Source organism: Paucilactobacillus salsurae, assembly GCF_054784995.1.
In genome coordinates this window covers 114,738-133,914 of the sequence record NZ_BAAHWX010000003.1, presented here as the reverse complement: position 1 = coordinate 133,914, position 19,177 = coordinate 114,738, and the positions used below count along the sequence as shown (strand labels likewise).

The 19,177-nt window shown below is 38.8% G+C and carries 20 protein-coding genes; 9 read left to right on the top strand and 11 right to left on the bottom strand.

What is annotated here, in order from left to right; translation table 11 throughout:
* Nucleotides 1–83 precede the first annotated feature (83 nt).
* Together ACYVQZ_RS04225 and ACYVQZ_RS04220 are read right to left on the bottom strand one after the other, a co-directional pair.
* Nucleotides 84–2,042, bottom strand: coding sequence for a GTP-binding protein (locus ACYVQZ_RS04225; RefSeq protein WP_461240152.1), 1,959 nt, complete (start codon nt 2,040–2,042; stop codon nt 84–86).
* Nucleotides 2,043–2,173: 131 nt separating this feature from the next.
* Nucleotides 2,174–3,631, bottom strand: a complete 1,458-nt coding sequence (locus tag ACYVQZ_RS04220) for a sugar porter family MFS transporter (RefSeq protein WP_461240151.1) — start codon at nt 3,629–3,631, stop codon at nt 2,174–2,176.
* Nucleotides 3,632–3,971: 340 nt separating this feature from the next.
* On the opposite strand from ACYVQZ_RS04220, the gene ACYVQZ_RS04215 reads away from it, so the two are divergent.
* Nucleotides 3,972–4,343, top strand: a complete 372-nt coding sequence (locus tag ACYVQZ_RS04215) for a DUF1304 domain-containing protein (RefSeq protein WP_461240150.1) — start codon at nt 3,972–3,974, stop codon at nt 4,341–4,343.
* 61 nt (nt 4,344–4,404) lie between these two features.
* On the opposite strand, the gene ACYVQZ_RS04210 is transcribed toward ACYVQZ_RS04215, so the two are convergent.
* The 7 genes from ACYVQZ_RS04210 to ACYVQZ_RS04180 all read right to left on the bottom strand — a co-directional run bounded on the left by ACYVQZ_RS04210 (nt 4,405) and on the right by ACYVQZ_RS04180 (nt 8,464).
* Complete coding sequence (locus ACYVQZ_RS04210) at nt 4,405–4,926, bottom strand: dihydrofolate reductase family protein (protein WP_461240149.1); 522 nt, start codon at nt 4,924–4,926, stop codon at nt 4,405–4,407.
* A 37-nt stretch (nt 4,927–4,963) separates the two neighbouring features.
* The gene (locus tag ACYVQZ_RS04205) at nt 4,964–5,452 is read right to left on the bottom strand and encodes an isochorismatase family protein (RefSeq protein WP_461240148.1); all 489 of its coding nucleotides are present in this window, start codon (nt 5,450–5,452) and stop codon (nt 4,964–4,966) included.
* A gap of 69 nt (nt 5,453–5,521) precedes the next feature.
* On the bottom strand, nt 5,522–6,094 hold the full coding sequence (locus tag ACYVQZ_RS04200) for a uracil-DNA glycosylase family protein (protein WP_461240147.1): 573 nt from the start codon (nt 6,092–6,094) through the stop codon (nt 5,522–5,524).
* A 20-nt stretch (nt 6,095–6,114) separates the two neighbouring features.
* Complete coding sequence (locus ACYVQZ_RS04195) at nt 6,115–6,900, bottom strand: ABC transporter permease (protein WP_461240146.1); 786 nt, start codon at nt 6,898–6,900, stop codon at nt 6,115–6,117.
* Nucleotides 6,887–7,807, bottom strand: coding sequence for an ABC transporter ATP-binding protein (locus ACYVQZ_RS04190; protein WP_461240145.1), 921 nt, complete (start codon nt 7,805–7,807; stop codon nt 6,887–6,889). Before ACYVQZ_RS04190 ends, ACYVQZ_RS04195 begins: the two co-directional genes overlap by 14 nt.
* Nucleotides 7,788–8,141 carry a DUF1048 domain-containing protein gene (locus ACYVQZ_RS04185; protein ID WP_461240144.1) on the bottom strand — a complete coding sequence of 118 codons (354 nt, stop codon included), beginning with the start codon at nt 8,139–8,141 and terminating at the stop codon, nt 7,788–7,790. The genes ACYVQZ_RS04190 and ACYVQZ_RS04185 overlap by 20 nt, the downstream gene beginning before the upstream one ends.
* A 2-nt stretch (nt 8,142–8,143) precedes the next feature.
* Nucleotides 8,144–8,464: a PadR family transcriptional regulator gene (locus ACYVQZ_RS04180; protein WP_461240143.1), complete on the bottom strand. Its 321-nt coding sequence runs from the start codon at nt 8,462–8,464 to the stop codon at nt 8,144–8,146.
* 241 nt (nt 8,465–8,705) lie between these two features.
* Between ACYVQZ_RS04180 and ACYVQZ_RS04175 the strand changes: the two genes are divergently transcribed.
* From ACYVQZ_RS04175 to ACYVQZ_RS04165, 3 genes are read left to right on the top strand one after another with little or no spacing between them, the layout of a single operon-like run.
* Nucleotides 8,706–10,115 carry a C69 family dipeptidase gene (locus ACYVQZ_RS04175; protein WP_461240142.1) on the top strand — a complete coding sequence of 470 codons (1,410 nt, stop codon included), beginning with the start codon at nt 8,706–8,708 and terminating at the stop codon, nt 10,113–10,115.
* A 17-nt stretch (nt 10,116–10,132) separates the two neighbouring features.
* A complete protein-coding gene (gene mutY, locus ACYVQZ_RS04170) occupies nt 10,133–11,251 on the top strand; it encodes an A/G-specific adenine glycosylase (protein WP_461240141.1) in 1,119 nt (372 codons plus the stop codon).
* Nucleotides 11,252–11,291: 40 nt separating this feature from the next.
* Complete coding sequence (locus ACYVQZ_RS04165; protein WP_461240140.1) at nt 11,292–12,473, top strand: MFS transporter; 1,182 nt, start codon at nt 11,292–11,294, stop codon at nt 12,471–12,473.
* A gap of 35 nt (nt 12,474–12,508) precedes the next feature.
* Here ACYVQZ_RS04165 and ACYVQZ_RS04160 read toward each other — a convergent pair whose 3' ends face one another.
* Nucleotides 12,509–13,288: a MerR family transcriptional regulator gene (locus ACYVQZ_RS04160; protein WP_461240139.1), complete on the bottom strand. Its 780-nt coding sequence runs from the start codon at nt 13,286–13,288 to the stop codon at nt 12,509–12,511.
* 194 nt (nt 13,289–13,482) lie between these two features.
* On the opposite strand from ACYVQZ_RS04160, the gene ACYVQZ_RS04155 reads away from it, so the two are divergent.
* The 3 genes from ACYVQZ_RS04155 (at nt 13,483) to ACYVQZ_RS04145 (ending at nt 17,255) form a co-directional block, all read left to right on the top strand.
* The gene (locus ACYVQZ_RS04155) at nt 13,483–15,096 is read left to right on the top strand and encodes an FAD-dependent oxidoreductase (RefSeq protein WP_461240138.1); all 1,614 of its coding nucleotides are present in this window, start codon (nt 13,483–13,485) and stop codon (nt 15,094–15,096) included.
* A gap of 258 nt (nt 15,097–15,354) precedes the next feature.
* Nucleotides 15,355–15,825, top strand: coding sequence for a glutathione peroxidase (locus tag ACYVQZ_RS04150; RefSeq protein WP_461240137.1), 471 nt, complete (start codon nt 15,355–15,357; stop codon nt 15,823–15,825).
* Nucleotides 15,826–16,097: 272 nt separating this feature from the next.
* Entirely contained in the window at nt 16,098–17,255 is a 1,158-nt protein-coding gene (locus ACYVQZ_RS04145) for a DUF2075 domain-containing protein (RefSeq protein WP_461240136.1), read from the top strand.
* A gap of 35 nt (nt 17,256–17,290) precedes the next feature.
* Here the strand turns inward: ACYVQZ_RS04145 and ACYVQZ_RS04140 are convergent, their stop codons facing one another.
* Nucleotides 17,291–17,575: a LasU family protein gene (locus ACYVQZ_RS04140; RefSeq protein ID WP_461240135.1), complete on the bottom strand. Its 285-nt coding sequence runs from the start codon at nt 17,573–17,575 to the stop codon at nt 17,291–17,293.
* Nucleotides 17,576–17,673: 98 nt separating this feature from the next.
* Here ACYVQZ_RS04140 and ACYVQZ_RS04135 point away from each other — a divergent pair, with 98 nt between their 5' ends.
* Nucleotides 17,674–18,219, top strand: a complete 546-nt coding sequence (locus ACYVQZ_RS04135) for a Crp/Fnr family transcriptional regulator (RefSeq protein ID WP_461240134.1) — start codon at nt 17,674–17,676, stop codon at nt 18,217–18,219.
* 67 nt (nt 18,220–18,286) lie between these two features.
* Entirely contained in the window at nt 18,287–18,877 is a 591-nt protein-coding gene (locus ACYVQZ_RS04130) for an NAD(P)H-dependent oxidoreductase (RefSeq protein WP_461240133.1), read from the top strand.
* Nucleotides 18,878–19,177 lie beyond the last annotated feature (300 nt).

The window sequence follows — 19,177 nt, the reverse complement described above, 5'->3', positions numbered from 1 at the left end:
ATTCTGTCGACAATGGTACTCTTGCCTAGCTGATAGCTCAAGGTTCTAAAAAAGCTCAGTCAATCATGACTGAGCTTCATTTATTAATTCGCAAGATTAACATATGGTAAATGCGCCGCAGCTGGAACGTCATTCCAAGCTACTGGGTAACCTGCACCATGAGCACAGAAAACAGAATCTGGCGTATTTTCCAAATCAGCCACTGGCTGATAGTGATGTTGCTCAATGATTTCTGACGCATTATGACATGGGCGATAACCTGCCACAACACATTCCAATTGCCCCTGACCATGCGTATACGAATTAACTTCGCGCGCATAATCTTGCATTTCACTTACTGGAGCAATTCCCGTTAAAATACTCATATTATTTGTTTCATTGACTGTAGGGGTCTCAAACTCACCATTCATTTTCTGAATGTCATTCATTGCGCGTCCAACTTGATCTTGATTGACCTCTAGCCGAAATTGATACCACGGTTCTAATAACTCACAGGCCTTTTGCTGTTCTAGCATCATTAAGCCCTGGCGGACAGCACGCCAAGTTGCTTGTCGAAAATCGCCACCTTCAGAGTGTTTAATGTGAGACCGTCCATTAATCAGTGAGATTTTAGTATCTGTTAATGGCGCGCCAATTAAAACACCTAGATGTTGTTTTGCTGCTAGGCTTGTCAATACCTGATGTTGCCAATTTTTGCCGAGAATATCCGTGCTGCATCTGGATTCAAACACTAATCCACTTCCTTCAGGCAGAGGACTTAGTAGTAAATGAACTTCGGAATAGTGGCGTAACGGTTCAAAGTGACCCACACCTTCAACGGTAGAAGTAATCGTTTCTCGATATAAGATGCCGCCCTCGTCAAAACTAATATCCAATTTAAATCGATCTAGCAGTAATTGTGATAGGACCTCTAATTGAATTGTTCCCATCACCTGAACACGAATCTCCTCAAGTTGTTCTGACCACGTTACATGTAATTGTGGATCTTCATCCTCCAGTATCCGTAATGCTCTTAGACAATGATGAATATCACTATCTTTCGGATCGACCGCATATGTTAGCACTGGTTGAATCATTGGTTTCAGAGCATCTTTTGCCTGCCCAAGTCCTTGCCCAGGATAAGTTTTTGTTAGCCCAGTAATGGCACAAACGCCACCGGCTGCCATTTCCTGGGAAATATCATATTTAGCACCATTGTAAATTCGCAACTGGTTGGCTTTTTGGTCATTCACAATTATTTCTTTGTTGTGTAATGTACCGCCGAGTACCCGAACCCACGTTAAGCGCTCACCTTGTTCATCATGCGATATTTTAAAAACCCGTGCCGCAAATGATTCAGTTTTCCTGAGTTCTGTCGTCCACTGTTCCAAACCATTCAAAAACATGGTGATGTTTTTCTGTTTTAAAGCAGCACCGAAATAACATGGAAAAATTTGACGTGTTTTAATCATTTTTTGTACTGTTTCGGTGTTAAGTTTATCGGTCTCTAGAAATTCATCTAGTACTGAATCATCCTGCAAAGCGATTTCTTCATAAGTCGCTTTAGATAGTTGGCCATTAGACTCATCAGTAGAGTCAAACGCAATACAACCACTAGCTAATTGCTGTTGAAGTTCTTCCAGAATTTTTGCCTTATCAACGTCTGGTTGATCCATTTTATTAACAAAAACGAACGTTGGTACCTGATAACGTTCTAACAAGCGCCATAGTGTCCTTGTATGGCCCTGAACACCATCGGTTGCCGAAATAACTAAGATGGCATAATCTAAAACACTGAGAGTTTGTTCAGTTTGCGCAGCAAAATCAACGTGTCCTGGGGTATCTAATAATGTTAATTGTAAATTATTGTGTGTTAACTGGGCTTGATGCGAAAAAATGGTAATGCCACGTTTCTTCTCCAATCGATCAGTGTCCAAAAACGCATCCCCGTTATCAACACGGCCCAATTGTCGCACTTGCCCAGCTTGATATAATAATGCCTCTGACAATGTTGTTTTGCCAGCATCAACGTGGGCAACTATCCCAGCCGTGATCTGTTTCATTTCAAAATACTTCCAATCTGCTTTGTTTAATACTGTTATTCTAGTGAAATACGCAGCTATAAGCAACGTTAATTCTTACCAACCAAAAAAGAACCGCGTCGCCGCGATTCTTCTAATTTGATTATTTAAGTTTAGTTAGAACCTGGTTCGCCAGCTTCTACGTGACCGTTTGCATGTGCACGGCTACGAAGATCTGCTTCCAATGATTCAAGGGTACGGTTACGAGTTTCAATCGTAAACTTAGCAATGAACCAGATGGCAACGAAACAAAGGATTCCATAAACGATGAATAATTTGGCAATTCCTTGACCTTCAGCGTTAACAGCATGTGCTGGTGTGAAGGCGATTAATAACATTGGGAAAGTTTGTGAAACAGCGAAGTTAGCTGCCCAGTTAATAACGGCCCCAAATGAGTTACCTAATCCACGAATGTTAAGTGGGAAAGCTTCACCAATCATAACCCACATAACTGGGCCCCATGTTGCTGAGAAGAAAGCAATGTAAAGTGTCAAAGCAACCACACAAATCCATGAACCAAGGTTACCATTACCAGCCTTCAATACTAACATAGCTGTTGACATAGCAAGTAAAGCAACACCCATACCAATAGCACCGTATGTTAACATCTTCTTACGATCAATTTTATCCATGATCTTAACGGCAATAGCTGTGACAATCACGTTAAAGATACCAATAACAATATGTGATTGAAGGGCAAAATGTTCACTAAATCCGGCTGAAACGAAAATCTTTGGTGCGTAGTAAAGCACTGTGTTACATCCCATAACTTGTTGGAAAATCGCAAGTCCAAGTGCCATGATTAACACTGGGCGAGCCATTGGTCCAAACAATTCTTTAAAACCACCTGAAGGAATTGAAGCTTGTAACTTGATGTCGCTTAATTCAGCGTCAACAGCTTTTTCGTCCCCGTTAAGTTGAAGTAACACGCCACGAGCAGCATCGTCACGACCTGTTTTAACTAAGAAACGTGGTGATTCTGGTAAGAACATACCACCTAAGAAAAGTAATGCGGCAGGAACAGCGGCTAAGGCAAGCATCCAGCGCCAACCAACAGCAGATGATAAACCAAACATACCGTGTGGTGATAACCATTCGTTAGAAACATAAGCAAGGAAGATACCAGTCATGATCATTAATTGGAATAATGTCCCGATACCACCACGCTTGTCAGCAGGTGCTAATTCAGCTAAGTAAGTTGGAATCAAAGCTGAAGCGCCCCCAACTGCCATACCTAAAAGCACACGTGAACTAACTAACACTTCGTAGTTTGGTGCAAAACCTGAACCTAAAGCACCAACGAAGAAAATAACGGCAGAAGTTAACAGTAACTTCTTACGTCCTAATTTATCGGATAAAGGTCCGATAATTGCGGCACCTAAAATGGCACCCAGAAGAACTGAAGCAGTAATGAAACCATCTTCAAATGATCCTGCTTTAATTCCTAATTCCTTTCCGATGAATAACATAGCACCGGAAATAACACCTGTATCATAACCAAATAATAGACCGCCTAAGGCTCCAAAGAAGTAAATGAAACCTGTCGACATTCCTTTTTTACTATTTGCCATGCGACAAAATCCTCCTCACACAATTTTCTGAAATAAATAATTGCATTACCTAAAGCTAAAAGAAAACGCTTTCCTGAATACGTTTACAACTATACATTATTTGGTTAGTTTTGGCAACCAACTAATTGGATTTAATTGGTATCAAAGGTAAACAAACACTTAACCTACTTAACTTTTAACCACTTTTTAAGATTTTGTTACGAACTTAACAAGCATATTGCTAATTTTTACATTTGCGACAAAACTGCACAAATTGCAGAATTGATCTGACAATGATAGACTAATACCCTTATTGATTACTTACACAAAATGGCAACAAAACAGTAAAGGCGATGGAATTATGTCATTAATTTTTTCAATTTTAATTGGATTTTTGGGTTTATTACATCTTATTATTATGTGTCTCGAAATGTTTGCCAAAACTGAGACACAGGCAAATGCGTTTGATATGCCGCAATCATTTGTGGCCCAGCCACATGCTAAAACAGCTTTAGTCAACCAAGGCATCTATAATGGTGCGTTAGGATTACTTTTCCTGTTTACACTATTTTTACCAGATAACATGACTAAGGCGATGATTCAACTCGCCTTAGCAGTATTTGTGTTAATCGTGGGGCTTATTGGCGGTTTCACTGCAACTAAAAAGATTTTTTGGATTCAGGCATTGCCAGCAATCATTACGATAATTGTTGGTGTTGTGTCGATTATTTAAGAAAATTGTTTACTTTTTGAAATCTAAAACGCTATCCAAATTATGGATAGCGTTTTAGATTTTATTTTAATTTTAAATGTAATTCGGTTAATTCACCCAACTGAGTCGTTTCAACTAGGTCAAAACGCTGTTGATAATTACCCGGAATAAACAGTCGTTTTCCTTTTCCTAGTAAAATCGGTGCAATTTGAATCCAAAGCTCATCAATTAAACTGGCTTGCACGAGTTGTGTCACAATTGCGCCACCACCAACAATCCAAATTCCTAAACCATTTTGTTGTTTTAATTGTGTCACAGTTTGCACAGGATTCTGGTTTGTATAATATCCACTTGGAAACTGTCCTGTTTGTGTGCGCGAAAAAATGATTTTGTTATGTTTTGGATAAAATGGTTGTCCATTCAACATCTTTTTAGTTTCTTTATACGTCGTATTACCCATCACTAGCGTGTCTATTTTAGGTTCAAACTGTTCATAGGTAAACTTTCCAGCCAAATCAGTGTTAAATAACCATTGTAAATCTTCATGTTCGCCTGCTAAATAGCCATCTAAGCTAATTGCTCCATAAAAATAAACTTTTCTCATTGCGTTACTCCATGATACTCATAGTTTCTTTGACAATTTAATCAAGATAAGTCACAAAGCGATTATTCCAGATTTGCTCATAATGCTTAATTAACGTCACAGTCGAAATTAAATTATCTTTTGTAGTGGATACTAAATCATGTTTCATAACAATTTGATAACCACGATCAAAACCAATTTTGATGGTTGCATCAATGCAATATGGAATTTCAGCACCACAAATTTCTAACTGACCTACCTGTAGTTCTTCAAGTAAGTCACCCAACTTTGTCTGGTAAAAAGAATCAGCATGTGTCTTATCTATATAGTAATCATCGGAAGTCGCATTTAATTGCGGTTTTAACTGCCACGCGGCCGTTCCCTTTTCAAGACCTTCTTCTTGATGTTGAATAAAAATGACTGGCAGGTTCTGTTTGTGGTACTCATTAATACGTTCTTCAACCCGCGTTAATAACCCAATTTCATCATATAGTGGACCAATCCCTTGTTGTAAATCAATTACTAACAATGCCTTTTGATCACCCATAACATCGGCCTCCATTGATTAAATAATAATTGTGTTTCACCACTTCAAGTATACGACAAATTATTCTTTTTAAATCAATGCACGAACTTGTTTTTGCAGTTCAGGTAGCACATCAGTCGTAAACCATGGATGCTTATTCATCCAGCCGTAGTTTAATGGTGATGGATGCACGATTGGAAAATAGGGGGCATAGTCAGCATAATGTTCAACTGTTTGCGTTAATGTCTTTTGTCGATGTGGTAAATAGTACTTTTGTGCGTACATGCCAATTAACAATGTGAGTTTAATATTGGGCATTAATTTAAGTAAAGGTTCATGCCACTTTTCAGCAAAACCCTTACGTGGTGGTAAATCCCCGCTCTTACCTTTTCCCGGGTAATAAAAATCTAATGGAATTACCGCAATCTTGCCAGAATGATAAAATTCATCATCAGTCACGCCCATCCATTCACGAAGACGATTTCCAGAAGCATCCTGCCAATATGTTTTAGTCGCTTGGGCCGTGCGGCTAGGTGCCTGACTGACGATTAAAATCGTGGCCTCTTTTTCAAAATGATAGAGTGGATCAATGCCCGCTTGAGTAAATTCAGCGTTATCAGGATCATTTCGGATGGCTGCAAAGATTTCGTCTGCGGTTTGCATGTTTTAGCACTCCTTATTACTTATTTTTTCAAAAATAACTGTGCATAAACAATATAGGATAATTCTCCGAAAACCACAATGCCTGCAATTAGCCAAATCAAAGCGATTAAGATGGTTTGATGACTCAGAGTAGCCGCCTGATCAAGCAAACCCCGAGCTGTATTGACAATCGGTGTCATTGGTTGGTATTTAGCAAACAATCTGATTGGTTTGGCCATACCGGCAGTTGGCATTAACGCTGGGCTGACAAACAACAACATCAACAATACATAAGAAAAGCCGCCCGCAGAGGCGTAGTTATCTGCTTTTAATGAAAACGGAATTGCTAATAACGTAATCGCTAAGCCAAATAACATTGAAATACCCAAAAAACTGAGCAGTGCCACCCAGCCACCATTAATACGGTACCCTAAAATGATTCCTACCAACAATACTAATGCTTCTGCTAGTAACATGAATAACATGGAAGCCACAACGTGTGATCCTAAAATAATCCACCGTTTAACGGGCAATGAATGCAGTCGATTTAAAAATCCTGACTTTTGATCCGTATTAATTCTCAAAGATGTGTAGGCTGACCCCATTGCCATTGTCAGCAACAAGAAGCCTGGCAATGAATATGTGAGATAGGCCTTGGTGGTCATTGCCGCACCACTACCTGTCACAATATTGCCACCAAAAACATAGACAAAAAATAGCAGCATAAAAACTGGCATCGCAATAACAGTAATGACAGTATCAGCATTAGTTAAGTTTTGCCGCACAATTCGTTTAGTTAGCAGCGTGAGTTGTTTAATTGATTGCATACTGTCTCTCCTTTTCGTCACCCGTCATATTTAAAAAGACCGTTTCTAAATCTACTTCATCTAAATTAAAGTGCTGAATCGATATTTGGTGATTAATCAAAACCGATAGCCCTTTTTCAGCGTCTTTATTCACTTTAAATTCGCCATTTTGATACGAAAATCCAATTTGAGCATCGGTTAAAATGGTCTTGGCTTGATCATCTTGCGTTGCATTAACAGCAATCGTGTATTGATCCGTCACTTTTTGTTTTATTTCAGCCGGTGTGCCATATTTTACAATTTTGCCATCGCGAATAAAGGCAATATGGTCCGATAAAGCATCAGCTTCATCCAAATACTGGGTCGTTAAAAAGACCGTTTTACCGGCATCACGTAGTTCTTTAATCATGTTCCACAATGCTAGTCGATTTTTTGGATCCACCCCTGTCGTTGGTTCATCTAAAAAGATCATTTGCGGATCACCAATCAATGACATGGCAATATCTAAGCGGCGTTTCATACCACCAGAGTAGGTTTTGACCTTCCGGTTCAAAAAACTAGATAATTCTAATCGATTTGCTAAAGTATTGATAGTTTCTGTCGGATTAGCAATCGTCCGCAATCCAATAATGAGTTTCAAATTTTCTAAACCAGTAAACTCTTCATCAATGGTCATTGTCTGGGCGTTGAGACTGATTTGTTGTCGAATTTGATCACCCTGTTTTTGTGGATCAAGGCCCATGATTTTGACATCCCCATGATCTGCTTTAGATAACGTTGTCAAAATATTAATCAAGGTACTTTTTCCAGCCCCGTTTTCACCTAATAATGTAAAAATTTCGCCTTGCGCTACTTCCAAGTTAATACCTTTCAAAACAGCTAATTTACCGAAACTTTTTTGCACATTTCTAACTTCGATTGCTTTCATGGCTTTGTGCCTCCGTCACTTTTTCCCGTAACTGATTACGATACTTGATCAACCACAAAGCATCTGGATATTGCGCCATAATGGCCTCCGCAAACTCAACTGGGTCGTCTCCAACTACATTTTTAACTGGAACGTTTTCTGCAGCGTTTTCTTGAAACATCCGTAAAATTTCTTCCAAAGCATCCATAATGCCATCAGATTTAGCAAAGTTCCACATGTATTTTTCGATGGCTGTTAACGTTTCTGCATAAGGGGTTGGTAATTGTGCAACATCTTTGTGGAATTGACGATAACGTGTTTTGTCACCGATCAATGTTTTAATAATATTTTTCATCTTTATTGCTCCTTTAATTTGTTCATCGTATCTGTCAAAAATGACCATTTTTGCCAAAATTCATCCAAATAGGATTGTCCTGCATCGTTTAAAGAATAGAACTTGCGTGGTGGTCCCATTTCAGACTTGCGTCGTTCAACGTTTAAGAGACCCTTTTTTTCAAGTCTCAGTAATACGGTATAAACGGTCCCTTCAACAATGTCTTCAAAACCTAAGTCAACCAAATAATTGGTGATTTCATAGCCGTAAGTTTCACCTAAACTAATTTTTTGTAACACGATACCTTCTAGCGCGCCTTTCAATAACTCCGTTAATCCCTTCATTGTTTCCTCCTTACATTGTAATACTAGGTAGCTACCCTAAATTGACTCATCATTAATTTCAAAACGAACTTATTTTGTATTACTAGGTACTGCTACATAGTAACAGCAAGTACTAAAAATTGTCAAGACCCTAGTCATTAAAAATTTTGTTTCACATGAAACAACTCAGTTCCACTAAAGTAAAATTAGCAATCTGGATAAATTTTAGCTAAAATAAATACAAATAAAGGAGTTGTTTGACATGCAACAAAGAAAAGTAGGCTCTTGTACAACCATCCTGGTTGGCAAAAAGGCATCAATTGATGGATCAACCATGATTGCTCGTAACGAAGATAGCGGCGGAGATACCTCCAATCCGCAAAAATTTGTGGTGATCAACCCCGCAAATCAACCTTCAACTTACCAGGCCGTTCAAAGCAAAGCTAATTTTGCTTTGCCAGACCATCCACAACGTTATACATCAACACCCGATGCTGATTCAACCTATGGTATCTGGGGTGAATCTGGCATTAATAATGAAAATGTCGCCATGAGTGCCACTGAAACAATCACAACCAATTCACGTTTTTTAGGCATCGATCCATTGGTCAAAGATGGCATTGGTGAAGAAGATTTCCTGACAATTACTTTGTCTTACATTCATAGTGCACGAGAAGGTGTCATTCGTTTAGGTAGCTTAATTGAAAAATATGGTACCTATGAATCAAACGGTGTGGCTTTTAGTGATCAAGATGAAGTTTGGTACTTTGAATCGATCGGTGGTCATCATTGGGCTGCCACTAAAATTCCAGACGACCATTACGTCATTGCACCCAACCGCTTTAATATCGATTGGTACGATTTTGATTCCACTGATGTGCTATATGCTAAAGATTTACCTGAGTTGATTGAAACACATCATCTAAATCCAGATGACCAGCGTGTGAATTTACGTCATATTTTTGGCAGTTCTACTATTAAAGATACCCGCTACAATAATCCACGAGTCTGGTATGGACAAAAGATTTTGAATCCAACACTAACACAAGAACCACAAGACCAAAACTTACCATTTAGTTTGAAACCAGAACATAAAGTTTCTATTGAAGACGTGAAATGGCTGTTAAGTTCACATTTCCAAAATACACCATACGATCCATACGGGACTGGAAAGCCAGAACAAAAAACTGCTTTTCGTCCAATTGGTATCAATCGCAATCAAGAAACCCATATTCTACAAATTCGTCCGAATGTGCCTGCTGAAATAGCTGGCATTCATTGGTTAGCATTCGGTCCTAATCCATTCAATGGTTTAGTCCCATTCTATGCCAATGTAACTGACACGCCTGCAACTTATCGTGATACACCGACTACTTCAAATTTGAAGTATATATACTGGTTAACACGTAGTACTGCTGTTTTAGGCGATACCAATTATCAAATTTTTAGTGAATTAATTACTGATTTTGAACAACAAACTATGGCAGCATGTCATCAAATTCAACTTACCACGGACAATAAAATAATCCGCGATAAGGCGCCAATTGAACTTTTAGAACAACAAAATCAACACATGGCGGATCTATACTATGAAGCCGCTCGCGTCTTATTTGGTAAAATGGTCGAACTAGGCGCCACCAAAATGAAATTACGGTTTAATCTCAGTGATTAACCAGATCGGAGTTTTCTTTGATTGAATGGTCCCCACAAACAATTGTAGATTTTCAGGACACGTTATTAACCTGGTACGACCAAAATAAACGAGATCTACCTTGGCGTCGCGATCATGATCCTTATCATGTTTGGATTTCAGAAATTATGCTTCAGCAAACGCAAGTCAATACCGTGATTCCCTACTATGAAAAATTCATGACATGGTTCCCAACTGTCAACGATCTTGCTAATGCACCCGAATTGCGACTCATGAAAGCATGGGAAGGACTCGGTTATTATTCACGGGCGCGCAACTTACAAAAAGCAGCGCGTCAACTTGTTGATGACTATCAAGGTCAATGGCCCAAAACTGCCAAGGAGTTGCAAGAATTAGCTGGAATTGGTCCCTATACCGCCGGTGCAATCGCTAGTATTGCTTTTAATCAGCCTGTTCCGGCGGTGGATGGTAATGCATTTCGCGTGTTTGCTCGGTTGTTAAAAATTGATGCAGATATTACGAAGCCACAGACCCGCGCCATTTTCGAACAAGTGATTACTAAAATTATTTCAAAGAAGAGACCTGGTGATTTTAATCAGGCTATTATGGACCTTGGTTCTAGTTACATGAGTGCAAAAAATCCGGACTCAGAACATTCACCTGTAAAACAATTTAATCAAGCCTATCTGGATGGTGTCGAAGAAAAATACCCTGTGAAAACAAAGAAACCGCGCCCAAAGAAAATTGATTATTTTGCATTGGTCATCCAAAATGGGAATCAATTTTTGCTAGAAAAACGTCCCAGTAATGGATTATTAGCTAATTTTTGGACGTTTCCACTGATTCAAAAAAATACTGTCTTGGAAAGTGCTGATCTTGATTTAAATAACAACTATTCTGATATAGAACTTCAACGTCCCCTTGAAATGTATGTTAAAACCGAATACGGTTTATCCTTATCATTGCAGCCACAAATTGGTCGACCAATAACTCATACATTTACACACCAAAAATGGTTCATTACCGCGGTTAAAGCTACTTGGCAAAATGCTCTAGATTTAAGTTATTTCACTGGTCAATGGTTTACGATAAGGGACCTGCAACACATCGCCTTGCCTAAAGTGCAAGAAAAAATGTTGCAAAAATTGATAAAATAATACTATTTGGTTTTGCAGGGCATTTTTAAGAAAAAAGGAGATGTTAATTCTGTACAGCTTACTATTAATTATCATTTACCTGGCTTTTATTAGTCTTGGGTTACCTGATGCTCTATTAGGTTCAGCCTGGCCTTCTATGTACCAAGGATTACACGTTCCTCTTTCCTATGCTGGTATTATTTCCATGCTGATTGCCATGGGGACAGTCATTTCCAGTTTACAAAGTGCCCGCTTAACTAAAAAATTCGGTACCGGTAAAATCACTTTTGTTAGTGTGCTCATCACCGCCATTTCACTGTTTGGATTTTCCTTTTCACATTCATTTTATGTTCTGTGTATTTTGGCTATCCCATATGGTTTAGGTGCTGGTAGTGTTGATGCTTCGATTAATAACTATGTCGCCATTCACTATCCAAGCCGCCACATGAGTTGGTTACATGCTTTTTGGGGCATTGGTGCAACACTAGGCCCTTTAATTATGGGCTTTACACTTGGTCATGGTGGTCGCTGGCAATCAGGTTATCAGTTCATTGCAATTTTTCAAACACTTCTGACAATCGTCCTATTCGCAACTTTGCCGCTTTGGCAAAAAACAGCTTCTCAAAATACAACAACCAAACCCGTCAAAATGGAAACTAATTTATTGCAAATGTTGAAGCTTCCGGGTACATTTGCCAGCATCATTACTTTCTTTTGCTACAGTGCAATTGAACAAACCACTGGTTTATGGGCTAGTAGCTACCTAGTACTGACGGAACATGTTTCCACCAAAATTGCCGCAACACTAGCCGGTTTATTTTATTTTGGTATTGCCGTTGGTCGAATTTTATCGGGCTTTTTGACACTTAAATTTTCGGACCGTCAAATGACGCATATCGGTTTAGCAACTATTCTTTTAGGTGTTTTGGCAATCCTATTGCCGGGCAACTCTGCGATTGCGATTACCGGATTCATCTTAGTTGGATTAGGATGTGCGCCAGTTTTTCCTTCACTGATTCACGCTACGCCTGATAATTTTGGACTCAGTAACTCACAGGCATTGATTGGCATTCAAATGGCCAGTGCCTATATTGGTACTTGCTTCATGCCACCACTATTTGGCTTAATTGCTAATTCAATTTCTATTGGTCTTTTACCACTTTATTTGTTGATATTATTGGGAATCATGACAGTTTCACATGAAACATTGGCGAAACGTCGCCAAAATTTAGCTTCAAAATAGAAAAAAGGTGATTGCCACAAAAGCAATCGCCTTTTTTAGTTATTATTTTCTTGTGCAATATAATATTGAACAATTTCATTTAAGCCAACTGCTGCATGTGCATCCCCTACCAATTTAGTGTAATACCTACCAAAACGTGGATCGGCTGTATACATTTCTGCTAATTGACCATGAATTGTTAAGGTGTAATTTGGCATGATCGTCATTAACCACTGTTGATGAGCCTTAAAAGCCTTCTGGCCTTGTTGAGAAGGTAATTCGGGTTTTTCTAAATATTGTTTTAGATAATATGCGAGTTGTTCTTCATTATGCTGCATTTGTCCATATTGCTCTTCAGTTAGCTGTTGAAAATGTTTTTCAGCTTCATTCTTAGCCTTTTCTCCATATTTTTCACTCACTTCATCACCATATTTTTGGTTGTTTTGCACAATCTGCTGTGCCTTAAAAGCCTCAAATTTTGCCTTATCTGTCATCGTCTTTCCTCCCGTTTCTAAATTGATCAATGTTTGATCGAGTTGAGTAATTGTTTGCGATAATGTCGTCTGCTGTTTAATGAGCGCCTCTCTTTGATTAATCAGTGCCTGTTGTTGAACTTCTGGACTTTCCATCAATAACTGTTTGATAGTCTCTAAATCAAAAGCAAGCTCGCGAAACATTAAAATCAGTTGCATTTTATCTGCATCACGACTCTGATAATGACGATAGCCATTGTTATCAGTAATTGGCACCAATAAACCAATTTCATGATAATAACGCAGCGTACGTGTTGAGACACCGGTTAATTGGGCAAACGCTTTAATTAAATAATCGATCACAATCACCTCCTCAGTTATTAACCATAAATGTTAACGTAACGGTAAGGTCAAGTTAATAATTCATTTTTATTGTAGCATGTTTAAATTAACAGCTAACGATCCACTGCTAGCAAGCAAAACTAATTGCTTAATCAGTGAATTATCGATACAATTTTGCTAACAAAGAAAACGCTTACATTTAGGAGGAATACGTGATGAAAGTTATCGTTATTGGTGGCGTTGCTGCTGGCGCTTCTTTTGCAACACGGTTGCGGCGATTAAATGAAGATGCTGAAATTATTATGTTAGAACGTGGTGAAAATATTTCTTATGCGAGTTGTGCACTACCTTATTACCTAGGCGGCGTCATTACTGATCGTGATTCTCTAATCGAACGGACACCAGCCATTTTAAAACAAAAGAATAATCTAGACGTTCGTGTACAAACAGAGGTCACAGCAATTGATCCTTCAAAAAAGCTAGTAACCGTCCATGATTTAGCAAATGACACAACTTACCAAGAGTCCTTCGATAAGTTAGTACTCGCCACTGGTGCTCGGCCAGTCCTACCACCAATCACCGGTATCGATTCAGCCACCAACGCCTTTACCATTCGAAGTATTACTGATGCAGACAAAATTGAAACTTTCATCACTACTCAGCATCCCCAGACTGTCACCATTATTGGTGCCGGTTCAGCGGGTGTGGAATTGGCCGAAAATCTTCATCAACGAGGTTTAGATGTCACCTTAGTCGATCAGTCTGACCACGTTATGGCACCGTTTGATGATGACATGGCACCGTTTTTAGAAAAAGAAATTACCGATAATGGGATTCAGTTACAATTACAAACAACGGTCACGGAGGTACAAGACAATCGCCACACACTCTTATTTGATGATCAAAGTGAACACACCACCGATCTATTAATCGTAGTAACAGGTGTAAAACCGAATAGTGAACTCACATCAGGCACTGATATTGCTTTAGCTGATGATGGCCATATTATCGTCGATGAACACCTACAAACCACTGTTGTTGATATTTATGCAATTGGTGACGTGATTGAGACTAGAAGTCTGATAACAGGTCAACCAACGCCTAGCATGTTATCCAGCGCAGCAAACAGGCAAGGTCATTTACTTGCTGATATTATTAACGGTGAAAACCTGACCTATCCTGGCTTTATTGGCGTCAGCGTTGCTAAAGTTTTTGATCAAACCGCTAGTAATGTCGGCTATACAGAAACGATGTTGCAACAAGCTGGCATTACAAATTATGATGCCGTTCTAATTACGCCATTTGATCATGCCTTCTTTTATCCAAATGCCCAACGGTTAAATATTAAACTAATGTACGACCAAGACTCTGGTCAAATCTTAGGCGGTCAATTTATCGGCCATGAAGGCGTTGATAAACGTGCTGGTGAGTTATCTGTAGCCATCACAGGCGGATTGACAGTCGCTGATCTACCCAGTTTAGAACTACCATACTCGCCACCATATTCCTCTACTCGTGATCCACTCAATATTGCTGGGTACGTAGCCATTAATCGAATCACACAATTGGCTAATACTGTTAATTATGCTGGTTTAACTGATACTGATCGACAAAATGGCATCTTCTTAGATATTCGGGAAGCTGATCGCCCTCGTTCTGGAAGTATTGATGAAGACATTAATATCCCACTAAGCCAACTCCGCGAACGGCTAAATGAACTACCCCTGAATAAGACCATTTATATCATTGAGCGCAAAGGACTTGGGCCATACAATGCAACTCGCGTGTTAGCTGGGCAAGGATTTTCCGTTAAGATAGTCACAGAATAAAAAATAACACTCATAAATTACTACTAAAATTAAGATTCTCTAGAAATAATGTGGTAACTGAATAGTATTCGAAATCCAAAATGGTCTTCACATAACCGATTGTTTGAAAACTATTTCGGGTTTTTCTCGTTGCTTTTTCCGAAATTAATTAAATTCTCTTACCCAATTAATCATCGTGAAAGGATTTTTGAATTGTTAATTTTACTTACTAATCGTTAATAATGAGTATACAATGTTGTATAGTAAGGGGGAATCAGTATGACTGTCTATGATTATCAGGTGACTCGTGAAAATGGTGACTCGTATTCAATGGCGAATTATGCGGGCCATCCTCTCGTAATCGTCAATACGGCCACTAAGTGTGGATTTGCTCCACAGTTTAAACAGTTGGAGCAGTTATATGAACAATATAAGGATCAAGGACTCGTCATTTTGGGATTTCCATCAAATCAGTTTCATCAAGAATTATCTGATGGTTCAAAGGCTGCACAGGCATGCCAAATGACTTACGGCGTCAGTTTCCCAATGCATGCTCTACATGATGTAAATGGTACTGAAGAATTACCACTATTTAAGTATCTTAAACAGCAGGCACCAGGAGCATTTGGGAATGCAATTAAATGGAACTTTACAAAATTTTTGGTTGATCGGGATGGTAACGTCGTTAAACGTTTCGCCCCTAGAACCAACCCGTTGAAGATGACAGCAGATATCGAACGTCTTCTTTAACATCTAAATACCTCAACATATTGGATTTTCATACGTAACTTAACTTTTAACCTTTGGTTTTTATTACAAATTTTCTTAAAGCTTGTCAATCCTCTGCTTGACAAGCTTTTTTGATTACTTTATATCAACTGACAGTCCATCCTCATAATTTGTTGATTCAAAAGCATTATTTCCCGGGTGTTATTTTTCTCACTTCACCATAATACCTTTCATCCCCATAAACATAGTGCTAAAATAGCTATCCTAAAGTCATTTTCAATTAGGAGTTACCTATGAACGAAATTTTAAAAGCACAATTTTTTGTCGACGATCTTTCTGAAGATCAGAAAAAAGTAATTACCGATTTGAATCAATACATTCAAGATCGGCTCACCCAAAAAGAACATTCAGTCGCCATTATTCAAGGCGCTGCAGGTACAGGGAAATCCGTTGTTTTAATGGAACTCGTGCGGCAATACATGACCGATAAACATTACAAAACGTCTTTAGTAGTCAACCATCCAGAACTCTATAAAGCCTACCAAGATTTGGCTGGCTCAATTCCAAATATGCATGTGAATGCCATTCGCCGGCCAACTTCATTAATTAACTACGCACAAAAGAATCATCAGCACTATGATGTTATTTTTGTGGATGAAGCTCATCTTCTATATTCCAAATCAGAACCCTACGCCCATTACCGTGGTCAAAATCAATTAACCGATTTAATGAACCTAGCCAAGGTGGTCGTGGTTGTTTATGACTTTGATCAAGTCTTTCAATCAAAGATGTACTGGGATAAAGCATTACTCATGAAAACAATTGGTAATCATCCCCACAAGTCATTTGATATGAACTTTCAATATCGAATGGTTGCTAGTGACGCACAAGTTGCTTGGATCGATAACCTCACCGCTCAAAAACCAATTACTGACTTTCCAAATAATAGTGACTTTGAATTTAAAGTCTTTGACACAGCCGGTAGCATGTTTGAAACCATTAAGAAGCGCAACAAAGAAGTCGGTATGAGTCGCATGGTGGCGACTTCTGGCTTTCCACGAATTGATGGTCGCCATAACGTCGAAATGGATAGCTTCAGCTTACCGTGGGACGAATGGGATCCGCAACGGACTCACTGGGCTAAACGTGAAGGTTCTATTACTCAAGTTGGCACCATCTACACACTGCAAGGCTTTGATTTGAATTATGTAGGCATGATTATCGGGCCATCGTTTGGCTATGATGCTAAAACAGATACCATGACCATTATTCCCGAAAAGTATTCACATAAAGAGATTTTTAAAAAACGCAAAGATATTCAGTTCACCCAAGCTGAATATCGCGAATTTATCGCTAATGTTTTAAACGTTTTAATGAAGCGTGGCAAATATGGTCTGTATTTGACGGCCTACGACGATGCATTAAGACAGCGTTTAACTAAAGTACAGTAATCAAAAATGGTGGTAGCTCAAGCTACCACCATTTTTTAGTTGTGCGCCATAAAGTAAATCATCGTGACAACGGTAATCGTCAACACAGCAATTAAATAAACAAATAACCAGGTTACTCCAGCTGGCATTTTTTGACGTAAATGGCCGTTCTTTGTATAGTAAACCAACCCGTAAATAAATATCGCAAAAAAAGAGTATAGTGCTAATCCAACTGATCCATAGGCTAATAGATTATTGTGCGTACTACCAGATGACATCAACCCCGTGATCACGATAATGATTAATATCACAGTTGGGGTCACTATCCACACCTTATTCATTTTAATATCTCCATCTCCAGAATTTTTATAATTTGATTATAGCATGTCAATAATTAGTTACGCGTATTATAATTAATCAATACGAAAGGATGGTTTACATGGAAGTCAGCGGCTACTTTGAACAAATCAGGTCACTAGGTCAAACCCACCATTATTCAGCTGGTGAGGACTTGCTTCGTGAAGGTGATCAGGCCAAATATTTATTCTACATTGAAAGTGGTGGTGTCCGCTTGTGGCACAATGACGATGGCCGTGATATCACGGTCCAGTTTTTCTTTGAACAACAAGCCGTTGCCTCATTTGAAAGCTTTTATCTGGAACAACCCAGTATTTTTGCAATAACCGCTTTCGAACCGACCACCGCATTAGTGGTCGATGGTGAAAAATTGCATCAATTGCTTCGTAAGGATTCTGATTTGATGATGGCCTTTACCAATCAAATTTGCCAACGCTTCATTGATTACACCCATTATTTTTTAACCCGTATCGAACAATCACCTGAACAACGTTACCGAAGTTTATTAACCACCAATCCCGCACTAGCAACGCGCGTTCCTCAACATGAATTAGCTTCCTATTTAGGGATCACCCCTGTATCCTTATCACGTATTCGTAATCGTTTAAAAAAAGAATCCGAGTCTTAACAATTGTTAATGCCACCCCTTAAAATCGTCGCTATACTGACCTCATCAACTAATGGAGGTTAGTAATATGACAAAAACATTAATCGTAACGTGCCATCCTTATGACGGTAGCTTCTGCCATGCACTAATGACAGCAGCAAAAAACGGCGCTCAAACAAATGGCAACTCAGTCGACATTATCGATTTAGAAGCCGATCACTTTGATCCCGTGATGCATAGTAAAGACTTAATCGGTTTTCTAAAACACAAAGCTCAGGATGAACAAGCCCGTGACTATATTGAACGTGTCCACGCAGCTGATCATCTCATTCTAGTCTTTCCAATCTGGTGGGAGCTTATGCCTGCCATGATGAAGGGTTTTATCGATAAAGTGATCTTTCCAGGTGAAACTTTTGATTACACTACTAGTGGTACGGGTATGCGTTCCTTATTGCCTCAGCTGCAATCCACTACTGTCATTACCACAATGAATACTCCTAAAGTCTTATATCGTTGGATTTTTGGGAATGCCATTCAGCGTGCACTACTGCGTGGCACTTTAAAAAAAATGGGTTTGAAATCTGTTAAGTGGTTAAACTGCAGTATGGTCAAGAAAAGTTCCGATCAGAAACGCAAAATTTGGTTACAACAGGCTACCCGCATTGGTGCACAAAATTAAAAAAAGTCTTCAGACATTTTTAGTCTGAGGACGTTTTTTTCTAAATTTACATCATTTAATCATTTTAAACTGGAGACGATCTTTTTGAGACATTTTTTTTAAAATAATAAAAACGCTTGACTATAACTGACTATTTAGTTTATTATAAAATCATTAATGACCCCAGTATCATTGTTTTGTTGTAATTTGACGAGTAACCCTCGTCATTTATTTTTAATTTTAAAAGACTGATTAGTCAGTTATGGGAGGAAATATATGTAACCAAAATCAATATTAATCGCAGATGCACTTTTTAAAAAA